Consider the following 16,351-nt stretch of genomic DNA (forward strand, 5'->3'; position numbering starts at 1 on the left):
GTCTTTTGCTATCTGAATTTCTTACTATCAGCGAAGATGTACGCTAGATTAGAAGTCATAGTAACCACTCACTTTCATGGTCAACATTGAAACACTCAAATGAAACTAATCTCTTCTGGGCTGACAACCTACGCGTATTCGCCGTATTTGCGGTGATCGTTCTGCATGTGGCGTCTGACTTTATTAGCGGTATTGATTTCACAAGCCCTGTTTATGGCAGTCGTGAATGGTGGGCGGGAAACTTATACGCCTCTTTGACTCTGTGGTGCATTCCCCTATTTATCACGCTCAGTGGCTACTTGCTGTTGGATAAGCAAGAATCCAATAAAGAATTTTTCAAGAAAAGAATCCGCAAGATACTGACCCCAATGATATTTTGGTCGCTATTTTATTCGTTGTGGGTGTTGCTTAAGCATCATTTGAAGGGCGATGTCAGCACCGCTTATTTTACCGTTGCAAAGGGCTGGGCATTGGGAGAGCCCTACTACCATCTGTGGTATCTATTTATGATCCCGTTCTTGTACTTAGTTGCGCCCATTCTAAGAGTAATACTGAGATCGATAAGCCAAAAAGAATTCCTGCTGTTCACTGTGGTGTGTTTTGCACTAGCGGCGCTCTCAGCACTCACTAATGTTGTGCTTTTGTACTTTGAGCTCAGTGCTAAGGTGAGCTTGTTTACCAATGATTTTTTGAGCTACTTAGGCTACTTCTGCTTGGGTGGGTATGTGGCTAAATATGGTTTCAAGGCTAACGATAAATGGTGCGTTGCTATTATCATTGCCTCGCTTGCAGTTACCCTTTTCGGTAGCTACTACCTAACTCACCTATATTTTTACTCTTACTTGAGCCTGAATATCATTGCCCTGTCTTTAGCGCTGTTTTTTACCCTGAAAAAGCATGCCAGCGCCAATCTTAGGCTCCATCAATTTGCAGGATTAAGCTTTGGGATCTATCTCATTCACCCGCTGTTTATTAAGCTTATTGCTTCCTATGCCGACGAGTGGTTGCTGTCATTATTCGATATCTATTTGTACATTCCGATTGTGGCGTGCATGACTTTTGCGCTGTCCTATCTGACCGCTTTAGGGATGAGTAAAACTCGCTTTTTAAACCGATGCATTTAATCTAGCAACCCTCTAATAGAAGGCTCACTAACATCATCATGGACTACTTACCTTTAATTCAACAGCTAGGTTACAAGGAACTTCATAGCACTCAGTTAATTCAATCGCTATGGGGAGGCTACGGTGAACTGGTGCGTGTGTTTGCAGACAAAACGAGTATCATCGTTAAGCATATCGCTTTACCCGAAACACAAAACCACCCTAGAGGTTGGAATACCACACTATCCCACCAAAGAAAGATTAACTCTTATCAAGTTGAGCTTCACTGGTATCAAAACTTTGTCCCTCTCCTTCATAAAAACTGTTCTGCTCCATTACCTTTAAAGATCGTTGAGCAAGAGCATACATGTCTATTAGCAATGCAAGACCTGCATCAGTTGGGTTACGTCGACACGGTTAAAGAAGCAAATCCAATGCACCTCAGCGCGTGCTTAAAATGGTTAGCATGGTTTCACGCAACTCATATTCAAAACCCAGGCGACAAACTATGGGAAAGTGGCACCTATTGGCATCTCGAAACACGACCAGATGAACTGGAAGCATTGCTTGATCCTGTGCTAAAAAAGCATGCCAAACAGATAGATCTGAAGCTTAAAGACGCACCTTTTCAAACCTTGGTTCATGGTGATGCAAAGCTGGCGAACTTCTGTTTTACAGCCGATGGCAAGCAAGCGGCGGCTGTTGATTTTCAATACGTTGGAAAGGGTTGTGCAATGAAAGATGTTGCTCTATTCATGAGTAGCGCAGTTGCTCCACAGCAGTGTACCGAAAAAGAACAATGGATATTGGATACCTACTTCGGACATCTAAGAGAAGCCATTGATAGCACTCAACCAAAGCTAAGTTTCTCCGAAGTGGAAAAAGCATGGCGGCCATTGTTTTGCATTGCATGGGCCGATTTTCAACGCTTTGTCAAAGGATGGAGCCCAAGCCATTGGAAGATAAATGACTATACGGAGGCGTTAACAAAGCAAGCTATTGAGGCGATCAACAAACAAGCTTAAAAAGTCACAAATAAAGCATCCTTTTCCGATCTCATACGTGTTGTTACTAACAGACACTTATAAGGAAGAGAAACATTGTACGTTTTCACTCTACTCGCCAGTTGGCTAACCTATGACATCTTTGGTCTAGATCCCTCGACCTCAGCTGGCATAGGGCTGCATTTCTTCATCGAGGATACCAGTAAGATCCTCGTCTTACTGGTCGTGCTCATCTATATGATTTCGTACCTTCGCGCCAGTTTAAGCGTGGAGAAGGTTCGCGATTATCTACAAGGCAAGAACAAAGCCTTAGGCTATGTTCTCGGTTCGATGTTTGGTGCCGTCACGCCTTTTTGTTCTTGCAGTTCTATCCCTTTATTTATGGGGTTCGTTTCCGCGCGAATTCCAATAGGTGTCACTATCGCCTTTCTGATCACCTCGCCACTGATTAATGAAGTTGTGATCATCATGCTCGGCAGTATTCTGGGGCTCAAGTTCACCATCATGTATGTGGCTATTGGTATGTTGCTAGGCATCTTTGCAGGCGTTGTACTTGATGCGTTAAAAGCTCATCGTTGGCTACAACCTTTCCTCGCCAAGGCGTACCTAGAAGAAGAAAGCACCACTATAACCAGCTCTTCAAAGCCGGTTTCAATGAACCATCAGCAGCGCCATGAGTTTGCCAAGAACGAAACCGGTGACATTGTTAAACGCATTTGGAAGTGGGTGATCATCGGCGTTGGCATCGGTGCCTTCATACATGGCTTTGTGCCCGCACAGTGGTTTGAAGAAAACCTCGCCAATGGGCAATGGTGGACAGTGCCACTTGCCACACTCAGTGCTATCCCTATCTATACCAATGCCTCCGGCGTGGTCCCTATCATGGCTTCTTTGATTGATAAGGGAATGCCTTTGGGTACGACGCTGGCCTTTTGTATGGGCGCGGTAGCGGTCAGCCTTCCTGAATTTATGATGCTTAAGCAGGTCATGCAGTATCGCTTGCTTGGGGCTATCGCCATTTATCTACTTGTCGCCATCTCTATTACTGGGTGGCTATTCAATGCTTTTTATTAAACTACGGAGTTCGTTATGAAACATATTCAAGTCTACGGTACAGGATGCAAGGGCTGCACTGTGACCGCTGAGCGAATAGAGCAGGTCGCACAAGAACTGGGCCAAAACATCACGTTAGAAAAAGTCACCAGCTTAGAAGATATAATGCAAGCCGGCGTTTTAAGTACCCCAGGAATCGGTATTGATGGTGTCATAAAACATACTGGCTCTGTCCCTAGCGTGGAACAAATTCGTGATCTATTCGCCTGATTAATCTCGCCATAAAGGTCGCTATGCCACACTTGAGGTATAGTGACTTTAGCGATTGAAAATAGGAATTCAGCAATGAAGTGCTTGATGAAAGCATGGGGCGAAACAGAGCACCAACTGTATGGCTGGCTGATCAAACAGACACACAGTCAGCAAGAAACAGAAGACATAATGCAAGAAGTGTTTCTCAAGGCGATGAAGAACAGTGAACGTTTTTGTACTCTCGAAGACGGAAAGTCGTGGCTGTTTCGCGTAACTAAAAACCATTTTATCGACCGCCTGCGTAAAGAAATAGACAGTGAAGATATAGCCGAGTACGTCGCAACTAGTGAGATCCCTCCCGTGATGACACAGCTGCAAACTTGCCTACCTAGGGTATTACCCAAACTAGCCGATAGTGATCGGGACATCATAGAGCAATGCGACCTCTATGGTTTAACCCAACTCGAATATGCTAAGCGCAACAACCTCAGTCTTCCGGCCACCAAGACTCGCCTTCGTAGGGCTCGCAAAGAACTTAAACACAGGCTCATTGCGGAATGTAAGGTGGAACAAGATGACAGCGGTGTATGTTGCTTTAAACGAGTTGAAGGATAGCAAAAACAAGAACGCCAAATCCCTCCCCCTACAAAGGGTGATCCAGTTAACGCTTTTGGGTGGCGCGTAATGATAAGTAACTCTTTGATTTATCCATTAATATACCCGCAATGAATATCACCACTGCAAATAACACCGCATAGGCGGCGTTGCATTCGAGGTTACACCATTGCTTAAAAAATTAATCGCCATCTCTGCGTTATGTATCTCTTCAATTACCTTCAGTATGGACGATGACCAGACCGTCCAACTCGATAGAGAGAATGTGCGCCCTTCAATAACCGATATTGCCTCACAGAAATAACGGCAAAACTTACTATCTGATCAGCCCAATCTATTATTCACAAATTCCTGCTTACGATAGTCCCTCGGAGAGATATCAACTTGCTTGCGAAATACTCGAGAAAAATAGTTACTGTCACTAAAGCCACAGCTATGGGCAATTTGATTGATACTCAAGTTAATGTCACTGACCAATAATTCTTTGGCTCGAGAAATCCGTTTATCACTTAGGTATTGACTGGGCGTAGTCTGGAAGAATTGATGAAATAGTCGCTCTAGTTGGCGCGTGCTGAGGAAGCTATTGGTCGCGATATCAGTGGCCCGTAGATCCGATTCAGAATAGTTTTGCTCCATATAAGACAAGGCACGCGCCAAAGCTAAGGTATTCTTTTGCTTAGGGTTTGCTTGCTCTGGGTAGTTGCGCACTAAAAGCACGGCAAGATGCTGGAGCAAGGCCATTAATACCGGCTCAAACCCGAGAGCAGCGTCAGTGTATTCCTCCTCTATCTCTCTTAGCAGCAACTCTACTTTCGCCAAAACATTCGTTTTCAAATTGAGATACGGCACTTCGGATTCTTGTTCACGAGCGAGCGGGTCAATATTAAACAGGGCTTGGTAGCCAGGCAGAACACGAATCCCCGAGGTCTCAAAGTAAGGCTTTTGTCCATCGAACATCAGGTTGTAGATGACCAGCCCATTAGCATGACTAAAACCGTGCTCGACAGTTCCATTCATAACAAATACATCGCCCGTTTTAATGGTCGAACGCTGATTACCCACAATGTGCTCAGCTTGACCCGATAACACTATCATCAGCTCGGAAAAGTCATGCCGATGCAAATGAAATGCCCCATCGTGTATCGCAGGCTGAATACAAAAGGGAATATGCGGGTGAAGAAGGTGAGAGCTAAGTCTATAAGTCGTTATCATGTCGGAATAATGCTAATAATTGTCGCTTTTAGCAAGGTTTATAGGGCATTAAGCGCTTAAGGTAAACCAAAATTATTGGAGAACAAAAGATGACTTACCCTTACCAGAATCCAAAACTTAGCATTCAAGAGCGCACAGACGACCTTCTTTCTCGCATGACGGTTGAAGAAAAAGTTGGCCAAATGCTACAGCTTCCTGCACATGATCAAATCCATGTCGACAACCTAGAAGCCATGAATGTGGGTAGTTACCTGCACTGTACCGGAGAGCAGCCTCAGCAGCTTCAAGACCGCGCTGCTAGCACACGTCTTGGTATTCCCCTGATCTTTGGTATTGATGCCATTCACGGCCATTGCTTTGAAGACGATGCGACCGTATTCCCAACTCAGCTAAGCGCTTCTTGTTCGTGGGACAAAAGCTTAATGGAGAGAATGGCGCAAGTCACCGCATTTGAAACTCGCGCTTCTGGCCAGCACTGGACTTTTTCTCCTGTGCTTTGCGTGGGTAGAGACCCACGCTGGGGTCGTGTAGATGAGACCTATGGTGAAGACCCATGGTTAATTGGTGAGCTTGCGGCATCCACCATCGTCGGTTACCAAGGCAACGACTTTACCAGTGAAAATTCCATCCTAGCGTGTGCAAAGCACTATGTTGGCTACGGGGAAACGCTCGGAGGCCGTGACTCCTACGAAGCCGATACCTCAAGACGAAAACTGCTTTCATTGTTCTTACCACCCTTTGAAAAAGCGGTCAAACAAGCCAACTGCGCAACATTAATGACTGGCTACCAGTCGATTGATGGCGAGCCATGCACCACCAACTCTTGGTTGTTGAAAACCGTCGCTAAGGAGCAATGGGGACTTGATGGATTTATTGTCACCGATTGGAACAACGTGGGTTCTCTGCATGACAAGCAAGGCGTCGCCGCTACCCTAAAAGAAGCAAGCTACAAGGCACTACTTGGTGGCAATGACATGATGATGACCACACCTGAGTTCTACCAATCGGCCATCGAACTGGTAGAAGAAGGTCTTGTGGATATTTCACTCATCGATGACTCCGTGCGCAGAATTCTAGAGGCTAAGTTTAAGCTAGGCTTGTTTGACGAAAACCGTTACACCTCGCTAGAGAGCAAAAAGCTACTGGGCAGTGATGAGTCTTGGGAGATATCCCTTGAAGCCAGTCGTAAGAGCTTAGTGCTTCTGAAAAATGAAGATGTATTGCCACTTTCAGCAAACAACATCAAAAAAGTGCTGGTTGTGGGACCGAATGCAGACGACATTATTGCTCAGCTAGGTGATTGGTCTTTTGGCTCCATGCAAGCAGAAGCCACTCACGAAAACTACCACCGCGGCCATACCATCACGCCTTTAGCGGCCCTGCAAAAGATGGGTCAAGAGCAAGGCTTTGAAGTGGAATACATCAAGGGTGCAGACTGCTTAGATTCCGACTTTGAGGAAATCGATAAAGCTCGATTTGCTGCAGAGTCGGCGGATGTGGTGATCGCTTGTGTTGGCGATACGCTAAAACAAAATGGCGAATTTCATGACCGCGCAAATCTCGACCTAAGTGGCTATCAAAATGAGCTAATCGAAGCGGTTAGCCAAACTGGAACCCCTGTAGTTGGCGTTCTGGTTGCATCCAAGCCACTGACCATTCCTAAGATGGTTGAGCAATGTAATGCTGTTATCTCTGCATTCAACCCAGGTTGTAAGGGCGGACAAGCCTTAGCTGAGCTTCTATTTGGGCAGTATAATCCAAGCGGCAAACTGACCATCTCTTTCCCACACCATGTGGGACAGGTGCCAGTCTATTACAACAAGTTTAAAGGTTGGCATGCGCTGCTAGAAGCAGAGCTAGACAATCAAGAGCGCTATATCGACATGCCTGAAACGCCGCTGTTCGCATTTGGTGAAGGCATTTCATACACCCAATACAAATACTCAGACCTGCAGATCGAAAACCCAGCGTTGTCAGCTGGTGAAGACCTTAGATTCAGCATCAAGGTGTCTAACGTAGGCGAGCAAGATGGCGTGGAGATTGTTCAGGCTTATTTCAACGATCTGTTCAGTTCAGTGACCACTGAGGTTAAGAACTTACGCGCATTCGAGCGTATCACTCTTAAAGCCGGTGAGAGCAAAGTGGTTAACATGACGATTGTATTTGATGATCTAGCCCTGATTAACTCCGCCCTAGAGCGAGTGGTTGAGCCGGGTGATTTTGAATTGATGGTTGGCGCTAGCTCGAAAGACTCTGATTTAATCAAAGCCAACTTTAAGGTTGTTGCTTAACACCACCCATAAATGAATGCCAAATCACCGAGTGTGGTGATTTGGCATTTCCTTATTGGGGTTCAGCCCAATTGAATTTACTGTCGTCAACACCTTCAGTGGCTTCCTTAAGGCGCTCTCGACGATTCAACTCTTCGGCTCGTGCGGATTCTATTTCTAGGATAATGGAATCAAGATCAGCCGCGGTTTCGTCTTCCTTGAATTCGCCCGTCAACTTACTATCAGGCTTTAAATCGCCTTTTTCGTACAATGCCCACATTTCCTTGGCGTACTCAGTAGAAAGGAGCTCAGGCGCAAACTGTGCATAGTAATCACGTATGTTATTCACATCACGGCTTAGCATCCACTCAGCATTATTATTCGCAGCCGCATCTACCGCCTGTGGCAAATCGATAATCACTGGGCCAGTTTCATCGACAAGTACATTGAACTCAGATAAATCACCGTGAATCAAACCGACGCAAAGCATTTTAACCACATAGCTCATCATAACCTGATGATCTTGAACGGCTTGTTCGGGAGAAATCACGACATCATTTAGCCTTGGAGCCACATAACCTTCGTCATCAGTGACTAACTCCATAAGCAAAACACCATCAAAGCAACCATAAGGTTCCGGCACTCTCACCCCAGCAGCGGCCAGCTTATACAAGGCATCAACCTCTGCACTTTGCCAGACTTTTTCTTGCTGATCGCGACCAAAGCCAGAGCCTTTTTCCATCGCTCGAGCACGGCGGCTATTACGTACCTTGCGACCTTCTCGATATGCAGTAGCCTTCTTGAAACTGCGTTGGCTTACTTCTTTATAAACTTTGGCACAACGGATAGTTTCGCCGCAGCGTACTACATACACTGAAGCCTCTTTGCCACTCATTAATTGGCTTTTCACCTCGTCGACTAAACCATCGTCAACTAAGGGCTGTATTCTTTTAGGTATTTTCATCGGGACGTTATACATGAATTAGCTTGCAGATGAAATGTTAACCAACGAGATAGCGGATGATTGTTTCCAACTTTTCTCATTGTTCTGCTTTTGGGGTTAAGAAAGCACGGGTTTTCAAATGCTTTTGAAGAGGAAGTGATAGGAGGGTGTCTATTGATCTGGTAACTGAAGAAGGGCATCAACAGCCTGTTCTTCGACACAGCTATGGGTGAATATGATCTTTTACGTCAAAACAGTAAGAATGCGCTAACTCACTTATGCCCCAAAGTGTGTTTCGTAATACCGAGAGAATTTTGTGAGCTAAAAGTTTTGCGATACAAAAACTAATGTCTGTAGAGCATAGATGGGAACTTCGGTAATCAACGCCTGCACAGGATCAATGGGCGTGGTCAAAAATTTATCGAAAACAGGCTCGCTTACGCTTCTGGTACTTCTCGTTTTGTCGCCATAGGATGAAGGTTTTGCCTACCTATCAATGCATTACAATCTGCGTGCAACAGCGATAATGGGAATGAGTTAGTGCAATATCTCGTTTTTTCTGGGAATAAATGATTTGGTTCAAAACTTTACCTCATAAAAACAATAAGTTGCACTTAGTTTTGTATTATGAGTGACAGGTGCATTTGAGATGTCGCACTATTAAGCTGTTAGCTGTCTTAATGAGTCATAGTCTCCAAATTAATTAAGGAATATATACATGGCAAGTCCAAAAGTTTTCGTTTCATCTACGTGTTACGATTTAGGTATGGTTCGAGAACAAATTCGTTCTTTTTTGTTGAGTTTGGGCTATGAACCAATAATGAGTGAATACTCAGATGTATTATATGACCCTAGGCAGCACACTCATACAAACTGTTTACAAGAAATCCCAAATGCAGATATGGTTGTTTTGTTAGTTGGCTCTAGATTTGGTGGTAAAGCAATACCTGAAGCATTAAAACTTCTAGATGTAGATAACTTACTCAAAGCAAGTGTAGATACAACTGTACTAGAAGATATTGAAAAACTTTCTGTAACACAATTGGAAGTGCTAAAAGCAATTGATAAGTCTATTCCTGTTTTTGCATTTGTTGATGAAAAAGTTTGGCATGACCATCTTGTATACGAAAAGAATAAAGATCTAGTAGATTCAATTAAATTCCCATCAATTGATAAACCAGAATCAGCTAAGTTCATTTTTGAATTTTTAAACTTTTTAAGATCTAGAACTGAAGGGAATAGCGTAATTCCATTTGGGAAAACGGAAGACATTGAAATTCATTTAAGAAAGCAATGGTCTTCACTTTTTCAAAGATTACTTCAAGAGCAGCGTATTTCGAGAACCGATGAGAAACGTTCAGGAGCGATTACAGAACAAATAGAAGATTTAAGAACCGCTGTTTTATCTACTATAAGCAATAGCCAAACTCGAGATGTTGCTCGTGGTGTAATTAAATATCGTAGGTTAAATGATTTTATTCGCGGAATAGGTTTAACATCTCAGGATGTTGTAAATGACGAAGATTTAAAATTTGATGCACTACTTGAGCAAGTCGGAATCGTCGAAATAAGTTCAATTCCTAGTGAGTCAGGAAGGAGAAATAGCAGAACAGCACTAATTAAAGAAGATAGAACCTTTTTTGAATCCCGATATAATGATGAGTTTTTTCACCGTGTGTCGGTTGATTGGGCTTCTTTCTCCGCATTACCTAAAGAACATAGAGAAGTTATTTTCGATGCATTATCAGATATAGATGGTCTTAATGGAAATATGTTGAGGTATAGGTCTTTTCCGTATGAAGATTTATTAAATGAATCTGAAGATGAACAAACTACTACTACGAGTAGTAGTATCAAAGAACTATTGGCTTTATTTGATGATGAAACTGAAAAAGCCAGCTAACAAGTTGCTTAAACGGAATAAAAACAGTTGGCCATCGCTTCGCGATTATAGCCAACCATTTTTATCCGCTTAGCAAGGCGTTAGCTACCGAGGAGAGATATGTACAATTTGATAATTGGGTATGTGGGGCCGACTGATTATGAAAATGAAGTTGTCGTATCATCCTCACGTTTTTTAGAATATACAGACTCTGAAACTCAGATGAGATATCGGGTTTTAAATCCTGATGCAGTAAGAGAAATAAAAAGTTTCCCTGCTCTTTTTATGCAAGAACACTATGAAGATGGTGCGTTTATCGCGAACATCATTAACATTACTGGCCATGGCAGAGATTACAAAATAACTTTTGATAGAGATCAGAATATTGGTGTAATACCTCCTGCGGATATAGAAAGACTTGCTCTTGAACTTGGCATTGATGATTTTGAATTTTACCGAACTCATTGGGCTATTAAAAATGCTGATCTATATCGAGCACTTTCTGAAAATAGTGTAGATGATGAAGCGCGAGATACTGAAGCTCTTGATTTTAGTGTTCCGAACAAGCCTCCAATTGATGGGTCTGATTTTAATAAAGATCAAGTATTTATCGTTCATGGCCATGATGAACATGCTAAAAATGATGTTAAATCTTATGTTGAATCTAAAGGTCTTGAGCCGATAATCCTGCACATGCAGGCTAGCGGTGGAAGAACAATAATTGAAAAAATAGATCATTACAGTAACGTTGGTTTCGGAATCGTTTTATATACTGAATGTGATATTGGTGCCAAAAGAGACTCCTTGGGCTTTAAGTGGCGAGCAAGACAGAATGTCGTATTCGAGCATGGCTATCTAATTGCTAAACTATCGAGATCTAGAGTTGCAGCACTTGTTAAAGGAACTGTTGAAACACCAAATGACATTAGTGGTGTAGTTTATGTTTCTATGGATGCGGCGGGTAATTGGAAAAGTGAGTTAGATGCAGAATTACGAAATGCAGGGTTTAATGTAAATGGTAGCTAACAAGCGGCTGCAATCTGACCTCCGGCCACTGTCACCTGCAGTTGAGCCGGGCGTTATAAGGCAATCTAAGTACATACATTATGAATATAATTGAGACAATAAGACAGGTTCTTCAGCAAACGAAAAAGGAAGGGCATACTTCAATTTCAATTGAAGCATTTGAAAACTATTTAACTAACATTGAATCCCAAGATAAAGCGCAACTGGAACGCGATCTTGCACTGTTCAAAGCACAAAATGATAGTGCAATAGCTCACTCTAATAATGTCACTACCTCAAACCTGGAAATGTTCAAGTCGGTAATCGCTACTGGTCAAGCCGCTCTGAAAGCAAGTATGGTTGTGAATGGTGGTGCGGCAGTGGCTCTGCTAGCGTTTATGGGTAAAATTTGGAATTCCACAATAGACGCGAATATTGCATATAGTTTATCGGCTTCGATGAAGATATTTTGTATTGGAGTGGTTCTAGGAGCTTTTGCGACCGGGACAACATACCTTAGTCAAACATTGCATAGCTTGGAACACTCTAAATCTGCAAATAGCCTCAACTTAATTACAGTTTTATCTGTATTGGCTTCATATACCTTATTTATATATGGCGCTTTTAAGGCTGCAACTGCATTTGGTGTACACTTTGCCTTATAACAAGGCGTTAACTTCCTATACTTCAACTAATCCGTTATATCCTAATTTAGCAAAATCACTGACTCGTTTCTGTCCAGAAACAAGCTTGCACTTCATCCACATGAATGTGATCACCAAGGGATTCTGTCGTACCTTAATTACCAAGCGACTTTGTCATTACGTTAACTACCGAGGGATTCTGACGGAACTCATTTAGCTTACCTTTTAAAGTAATCAATGGAGCTTTAGAGGGAGCGAAGGATGTTCTATATGGATTCTAAATCCCAATTTACTGTCGATATTATCTGTAAAATTGTCGATGGAAAAATCAGCATCAACAGTGCTACTACTTTGCTCAACAAGTCTCGGAGAACTGTTGAACGTTACCTTAGTCGATATCGGAAAGAAGGTATTCGCTTCATCATTCATGGAAATCGAGGGCGTTCTCCAGCCAATAAAATCCCAGAATCGCTCAAGAAAGAAGTCCAAAACCTCATACAAACCAAGTACTTCGATTTCAATCTGCAGCATCTTTCTGAAGTCCTAAGAAAGAACGAAGGTATCGCCATTAAGCGTGAGACCTTACGCTCTTGGGCTCACGATATCCATCATGTTAAACGTGCAAAGCGACGCAGAAGTCGAGTCAGAAAGTATCGAGAGCGTATGGAATTACCGGGATTAATGCTTCAAATGGATGGGAGCCCTCACCGCTGGTTTGGTGATGAGAAATCTTGTTTGATCGCTATGATTGATGACGCCACCAGTGATATTCATGCTCAGTTTTTCCCCTCTGAGACCACCGAGGGCTGTATGAGGGTGATGAGAGCTTATATTGAGAAACGAGGGGTATTTAAGACACTCTACGTCGATAGAGCGGGTATCTTCGGTGGTCCCAAGCGAAGTAACTTCTCTCAGATGCAACGAGCTTGTGACGAGCTCGGTATCGAAATTATCTTTGCAAACTCACCACAAGGGAAAGGGCGTATCGAACGATCATTCGATACCTTCCAAGATAGGCTCGTACCAGAGTTACGAGTACGCAAAATCATCGACATGGAGAGCGCAAATCGTTATCTACAAGAAGAGTTCATCCCTAATTACTGGGATAAAAAGGTTCGAGTTCAACCCAAAAGTTCTCGCTCTGCTTTCAAGCGCTTACCACCTAACTTGGATCTGAATAGCATCTGCGTGCAGAAAGAGTATCGAACAATACGACGCGATCACACGTTCGGCTTTGACAACAAAAGGTATGTTATCGACTCGCCAATCCGCTACTCCATTGAAAATCAAAAAATAGAGATCCGATGTCAGTTCGACGGCACATTCTCCGCTTATTTTGGCCACCGCCGATTAGATATTACGGAGCTGGTTGAGCCTCGTAAATGCAGTGAATATGGCAAGGAGGTTCAGCGAAAAATAGAAGCACTAGAGCTCGTTGAACAGCTCGGTAGTTTCTCTAAAGCCGCCCGTATCCTTGGTTGTTCCCGTCAATCCCTGTACACCTATCAGAAAATTATGGCTGAGGAAGGGCCTATGGGGCTGAAGCGGATCAATAAGCCCCTAAACCGCAGTAAGAATCGCATACCAGAGTATGCAGAAGACAAGATTATTGAGCTGACGTTGCAGAACCCACACCTGACTTTGATGCAACTCACGATGGAGCTAAAACAACACGATATCACTGTGAGTATTGGTACGATTAAAAACATCTGGAAGGAAGAAAACCTCAGCACTAGAGAGCTTAGGATTAAAAAATCACAATCACTGAATATCGACGTGTAAGGCGAGAAGTATCAATCGAGACTAAAATGTAAGAGCATGACAGAATCGGTTGGTACTTATCCCGTCAAGATCCCTCAGTAATGACAACTTCATCCACATGAAAAAAATGAGGCCCGCAGCGGAGCCTCATTGCATCTATCAATATCTATCTCTAATCCGCCAACAGCTTAGCCGCTGAGCGCATCAGCGCCGGTCCTTTGTTCTCGCCAAACCCTGAGTCGTATGGATTGGTTGAGAACATCACGCCCACAAAGTCGCGTGCTGGGTCGATGTAGATGAGTTGGCCTAGGTTACCGCTTTTTGCCATGGCGCCATCATCAAAGATAAAGTCGAACTGATAGGCGTTGTAGTCGGCTTTTTCACCAAAGGCGTGGATTGAGCTGTTTTCTTTCTCTGTTCCAACGAACGCTTTAGGGTCGCCACTATTGCGGATTCGGTCGATGACAGCTTCAGACACAACGGGCTCATCTGCTACTGCTTTCCAGCTTGGTGTGAACAGGGTTCCCCAGCGAGCCATATCTTCGACTGTGCTTGATACTAAGCCTACCGGCAGTGCGGTTCCGTCAGGGGTTAGGTTAAAGTCCATTGACTGTCTTGCGTGAACCTTTGACCACACGCGATCTTCAAACACTTGTGTCCAGCTCTTGTTCTCTACATTTTCCACCAGCTTGGTCAGCACTATGGTGTTGATAGAAGCGTATCTAAAGTGATCGCCTGGCTTTTCGCCCTTTAGCTTTTGCGCACCCTGTGCAACCTGTATCCAAGTCTCGACTTCGCTGGTTGTTGCTCGTGGTGAGTTAAACGCTGATGCGAAGAAGCGCACAACATCTGAATCAGGGTTTAAAATCGAAGCGAGCGTTTCTTCATTGTCTAGAGCCGTAGACATATTCAATGTATTCAACACTGTCACGCCATCCCAGTTAGTGCCTTTTAGTTCAGGAACATAAGTGGAGATGGGAGCATTAGGGTCGATTTTTCCTTCTTCGACGAGCATTGCGATAACGGTGCCAACGGTGGTTTTCGCAGAAGATGCCCATACGTGCTTATCCATCGGGTTCATTCCCGGATACGCCTCATAAACTATCTTGCCTTTATGTATCAACATAAAGCCCTGAGTTCGAAACTGTTCATCCGCTAAGTAATCAGCCATCGACATTTCACCCTTTGTCTCTGTTTTCACAGTGAGCGTGTCTAGGCGTGAGTCTATCGCTTTCTCTAGTGGTCTGTAGTCTGCATTCGGCGCTGCCATGGCAGTCGGTAGGAATTCGCTCATATGCATGTTGTAATACAAAGAGTGATCCCCTCCCATTTGCCAATGAAAGTTGTTGAACTCTTTACGAGCCGTTGAGATGAACTCAGGTTCAAAAGTTTGTTTGGCAGCTTTTACAGGAATTGTCACTTGCGCACCTTCAACCTGAAGCGCAGCTTCCACTGGGTTTAGTTGAGCTGAGCTATTGGCAAAAGCTTGTGAACTGATTAGAACCCAAGGGGCAATAATTAGGGTTGTTAGATCAAGTTTCATCGTTCGTCTCCACATTTTGTATGTGGCGAACTATAGTGATACTAGCTGGAGTAAAATAGGTCATTTACCGCCAAAAAAGAGATCCGCGATGAGTCAGACTAATGCCAACATCAGCCACTCAAGTAATTTGAAGCCATTTTTGAATTACTTTAAAAAGCACAACATAGAATGGAAGATCACTGCAGAAAAGCACGATATTCCACTTAACATTGCCACGCGCTCTGTGTGGCTGCCCTCACTAAATGTGATGGCATTTTTGATGTCGATGATGCGCCAAAGCAATCGAAATATTGGCTTAGAGGTGGGACAACTAATATCGCTGGCACAGATTTCACCTGAGCTCGACCGCGCGATTCATAAGTGTCACGACATGGAGGAGGCCGTTCATACGCTGATGGAGCTGATGCCTTCGTTAAACAGTCATATATCTATATGGGCGGAGCAAATAGACGGAGATTGGTACCTTTGCCATCGCGGTGCTTATCGTCCATCGACCCCTGGTTACGAGCAAGCCGAGTGGTTTCGAACCTTTGCATTGCTGTCAGTGTGCCGACACTTCCTTGGTGAACCTTGGCAACCTGCAAAGGTATTAATGACTATCTCGCCTCATCTGGGCAAACCTCATGAGTCGAGTTTAGAGCACTCGCAGATTCGTTTCGCACACTCTTTTGGCGGGATTCAGATTCCGGTTTCAGCCGATTTCCTACCAATCGAAGGCATCAACCACGACATCGACTGGACGAATCATATGGCAAGACTGTGTCATACTTATTGCGTTCTGCCTTGGTTTAACATCCGCTGGTTAGCAAAGTTACTAGGCATGTCTGAAAGAACACTGCACCGACGGTTTGTCGAACATGGCACCACATTCAGGCTTCTACGAGATAACGCAAGACGTGATATAGCCACCTCACTGCTTGCCAATGAACACCTGCTACCTGAAGCCGTCGCCTGGCACTGCGGTTATAGTGACCTTTCAAACTTCAACCGAGCCTTTAAAGTGTGGCAAGGTTGTACTCCGTCGCAATATCGAAAGAAAGCGATGCAGCAATCGACGTAGATCT

Annotated in this window: 15 protein-coding genes; 12 read left to right on the forward strand and 3 right to left on the reverse strand. The window is 43.9% G+C overall.

Annotated elements, in window-relative coordinates; translation table 11 throughout:
* Nucleotides 1–86 precede the first annotated feature (86 nt).
* The 6 genes from OCU35_RS18535 (at nucleotide 87) to OCU35_RS18560 (ending at nucleotide 4,331) form a co-directional block, all read left to right on the forward strand.
* The gene (locus OCU35_RS18535) at nucleotides 87–1,124 is read left to right on the forward strand and encodes an acyltransferase (RefSeq protein ID WP_261826189.1); all 1,038 of its coding nucleotides are present in this window, start codon (nucleotides 87–89) and stop codon (nucleotides 1,122–1,124) included.
* Nucleotides 1,125–1,162: 38 nt separating this feature from the next.
* Nucleotides 1,163–2,128, forward strand: a complete 966-nt coding sequence (locus OCU35_RS18540) for an aminoglycoside phosphotransferase family protein (RefSeq protein WP_261826190.1) — start codon at nucleotides 1,163–1,165, stop codon at nucleotides 2,126–2,128.
* Nucleotides 2,129–2,203: 75 nt separating this feature from the next.
* Nucleotides 2,204–3,181, forward strand: a complete 978-nt coding sequence (locus tag OCU35_RS18545) for a permease (protein WP_102472033.1) — start codon at nucleotides 2,204–2,206, stop codon at nucleotides 3,179–3,181.
* 15 nt (nucleotides 3,182–3,196) lie between these two features.
* Nucleotides 3,197–3,430 (forward strand): thioredoxin family protein, encoded by a 234-nt coding sequence (locus tag OCU35_RS18550; RefSeq protein WP_017028550.1) that lies wholly within the window; start codon nucleotides 3,197–3,199, stop codon nucleotides 3,428–3,430.
* A gap of 87 nt (nucleotides 3,431–3,517) precedes the next feature.
* Nucleotides 3,518–4,027: a sigma-70 family RNA polymerase sigma factor gene (locus tag OCU35_RS18555; RefSeq protein WP_390208385.1), complete on the forward strand. Its 510-nt coding sequence runs from the start codon at nucleotides 3,518–3,520 to the stop codon at nucleotides 4,025–4,027.
* 169 nt (nucleotides 4,028–4,196) lie between these two features.
* Nucleotides 4,197–4,331, forward strand: a complete 135-nt coding sequence (locus tag OCU35_RS18560) for a hypothetical protein (protein WP_257744375.1) — start codon at nucleotides 4,197–4,199, stop codon at nucleotides 4,329–4,331.
* 20 nt (nucleotides 4,332–4,351) lie between these two features.
* Here the strand turns inward: OCU35_RS18560 and OCU35_RS18565 are convergent, their stop codons facing one another.
* Nucleotides 4,352–5,239: an AraC family transcriptional regulator gene (locus tag OCU35_RS18565; protein WP_261826192.1), complete on the reverse strand. Its 888-nt coding sequence runs from the start codon at nucleotides 5,237–5,239 to the stop codon at nucleotides 4,352–4,354.
* An 89-nt stretch (nucleotides 5,240–5,328) separates the two neighbouring features.
* On the opposite strand from OCU35_RS18565, the gene OCU35_RS18570 reads away from it, so the two are divergent.
* Entirely contained in the window at nucleotides 5,329–7,530 is a 2,202-nt protein-coding gene (locus OCU35_RS18570; protein ID WP_261826193.1) for a glycoside hydrolase family 3 N-terminal domain-containing protein, read from the forward strand.
* A gap of 52 nt (nucleotides 7,531–7,582) precedes the next feature.
* Here the strand turns inward: OCU35_RS18570 and OCU35_RS18575 are convergent, their stop codons facing one another.
* Nucleotides 7,583–8,473 carry a PA4780 family RIO1-like protein kinase gene (locus OCU35_RS18575; RefSeq protein ID WP_290242868.1) on the reverse strand — a complete coding sequence of 297 codons (891 nt, stop codon included), beginning with the start codon at nucleotides 8,471–8,473 and terminating at the stop codon, nucleotides 7,583–7,585.
* 697 nt (nucleotides 8,474–9,170) lie between these two features.
* On the opposite strand from OCU35_RS18575, the gene OCU35_RS18580 reads away from it, so the two are divergent.
* The 4 genes from OCU35_RS18580 (at nucleotide 9,171) to OCU35_RS18595 (ending at nucleotide 13,765) form a co-directional block, all read left to right on the forward strand.
* Entirely contained in the window at nucleotides 9,171–10,355 is a 1,185-nt protein-coding gene (locus OCU35_RS18580) for a DUF4062 domain-containing protein (RefSeq protein ID WP_261826195.1), read from the forward strand.
* A 99-nt stretch (nucleotides 10,356–10,454) separates the two neighbouring features.
* Nucleotides 10,455–11,360: a nucleotide-binding protein gene (locus OCU35_RS18585; RefSeq protein WP_261826196.1), complete on the forward strand. Its 906-nt coding sequence runs from the start codon at nucleotides 10,455–10,457 to the stop codon at nucleotides 11,358–11,360.
* 80 nt (nucleotides 11,361–11,440) lie between these two features.
* Nucleotides 11,441–12,004 (forward strand): hypothetical protein, encoded by a 564-nt coding sequence (locus OCU35_RS18590; protein WP_261826197.1) that lies wholly within the window; start codon nucleotides 11,441–11,443, stop codon nucleotides 12,002–12,004.
* 240 nt (nucleotides 12,005–12,244) lie between these two features.
* Entirely contained in the window at nucleotides 12,245–13,765 is a 1,521-nt protein-coding gene (locus OCU35_RS18595) for an ISNCY family transposase (RefSeq protein WP_261825223.1), read from the forward strand.
* Between the two features lie 151 nt (nucleotides 13,766–13,916).
* Here the strand turns inward: OCU35_RS18595 and OCU35_RS18600 are convergent, their stop codons facing one another.
* Nucleotides 13,917–15,287 (reverse strand): serine hydrolase domain-containing protein, encoded by a 1,371-nt coding sequence (locus tag OCU35_RS18600; RefSeq protein ID WP_261826198.1) that lies wholly within the window; start codon nucleotides 15,285–15,287, stop codon nucleotides 13,917–13,919.
* A gap of 88 nt (nucleotides 15,288–15,375) precedes the next feature.
* On the opposite strand from OCU35_RS18600, the gene OCU35_RS18605 reads away from it, so the two are divergent.
* Nucleotides 15,376–16,347 (forward strand): helix-turn-helix domain-containing protein, encoded by a 972-nt coding sequence (locus OCU35_RS18605; protein WP_261826199.1) that lies wholly within the window; start codon nucleotides 15,376–15,378, stop codon nucleotides 16,345–16,347.
* The last annotated feature ends 4 nt before the right edge of the window (nucleotides 16,348–16,351 follow it).

The organism is Vibrio breoganii, assembly GCF_024346795.1.
Taxonomy (GTDB): Bacteria; Pseudomonadota; Gammaproteobacteria; order Enterobacterales; family Vibrionaceae; genus Vibrio; species Vibrio breoganii.

Bases quoted from the DNA above. Each gene is read 5' to 3' on its own strand.
- OCU35_RS18590 (WP_261826197.1), top strand. From the start codon at position 11,441: ATGAATATAATTGAGACAATAAGACAGGTTCTTCAGCAAACGAAAAAG.
- OCU35_RS18570 (WP_261826193.1), top strand. From the start codon at position 5,329: ATGACTTACCCTTACCAGAATCCAAAACTTAGCATTCAAGAGCGCACA.
- OCU35_RS18595 (WP_261825223.1), top strand. From the start codon at position 12,245: ATGTTCTATATGGATTCTAAATCCCAATTTACTGTCGATATTATCTGT.
- OCU35_RS18585 (WP_261826196.1), top strand. From the start codon at position 10,455: ATGTACAATTTGATAATTGGGTATGTGGGGCCGACTGATTATGAAAAT.
- OCU35_RS18550 (WP_017028550.1), top strand. From the start codon at position 3,197: ATGAAACATATTCAAGTCTACGGTACAGGATGCAAGGGCTGCACTGTG.
- OCU35_RS18575 (WP_290242868.1), bottom strand. From the start codon at position 8,473: ATGAAAATACCTAAAAGAATACAGCCCTTAGTTGACGATGGTTTAGTC.
- OCU35_RS18600 (WP_261826198.1), bottom strand. From the start codon at position 15,287: ATGAAACTTGATCTAACAACCCTAATTATTGCCCCTTGGGTTCTAATC.
- OCU35_RS18540 (WP_261826190.1), top strand. From the start codon at position 1,163: ATGGACTACTTACCTTTAATTCAACAGCTAGGTTACAAGGAACTTCAT.
- OCU35_RS18580 (WP_261826195.1), top strand. From the start codon at position 9,171: ATGGCAAGTCCAAAAGTTTTCGTTTCATCTACGTGTTACGATTTAGGT.
- OCU35_RS18555 (WP_390208385.1), top strand. From the start codon at position 3,518: ATGAAAGCATGGGGCGAAACAGAGCACCAACTGTATGGCTGGCTGATC.
- OCU35_RS18605 (WP_261826199.1), top strand. From the start codon at position 15,376: ATGAGTCAGACTAATGCCAACATCAGCCACTCAAGTAATTTGAAGCCA.
- OCU35_RS18565 (WP_261826192.1), bottom strand. From the start codon at position 5,239: ATGATAACGACTTATAGACTTAGCTCTCACCTTCTTCACCCGCATATT.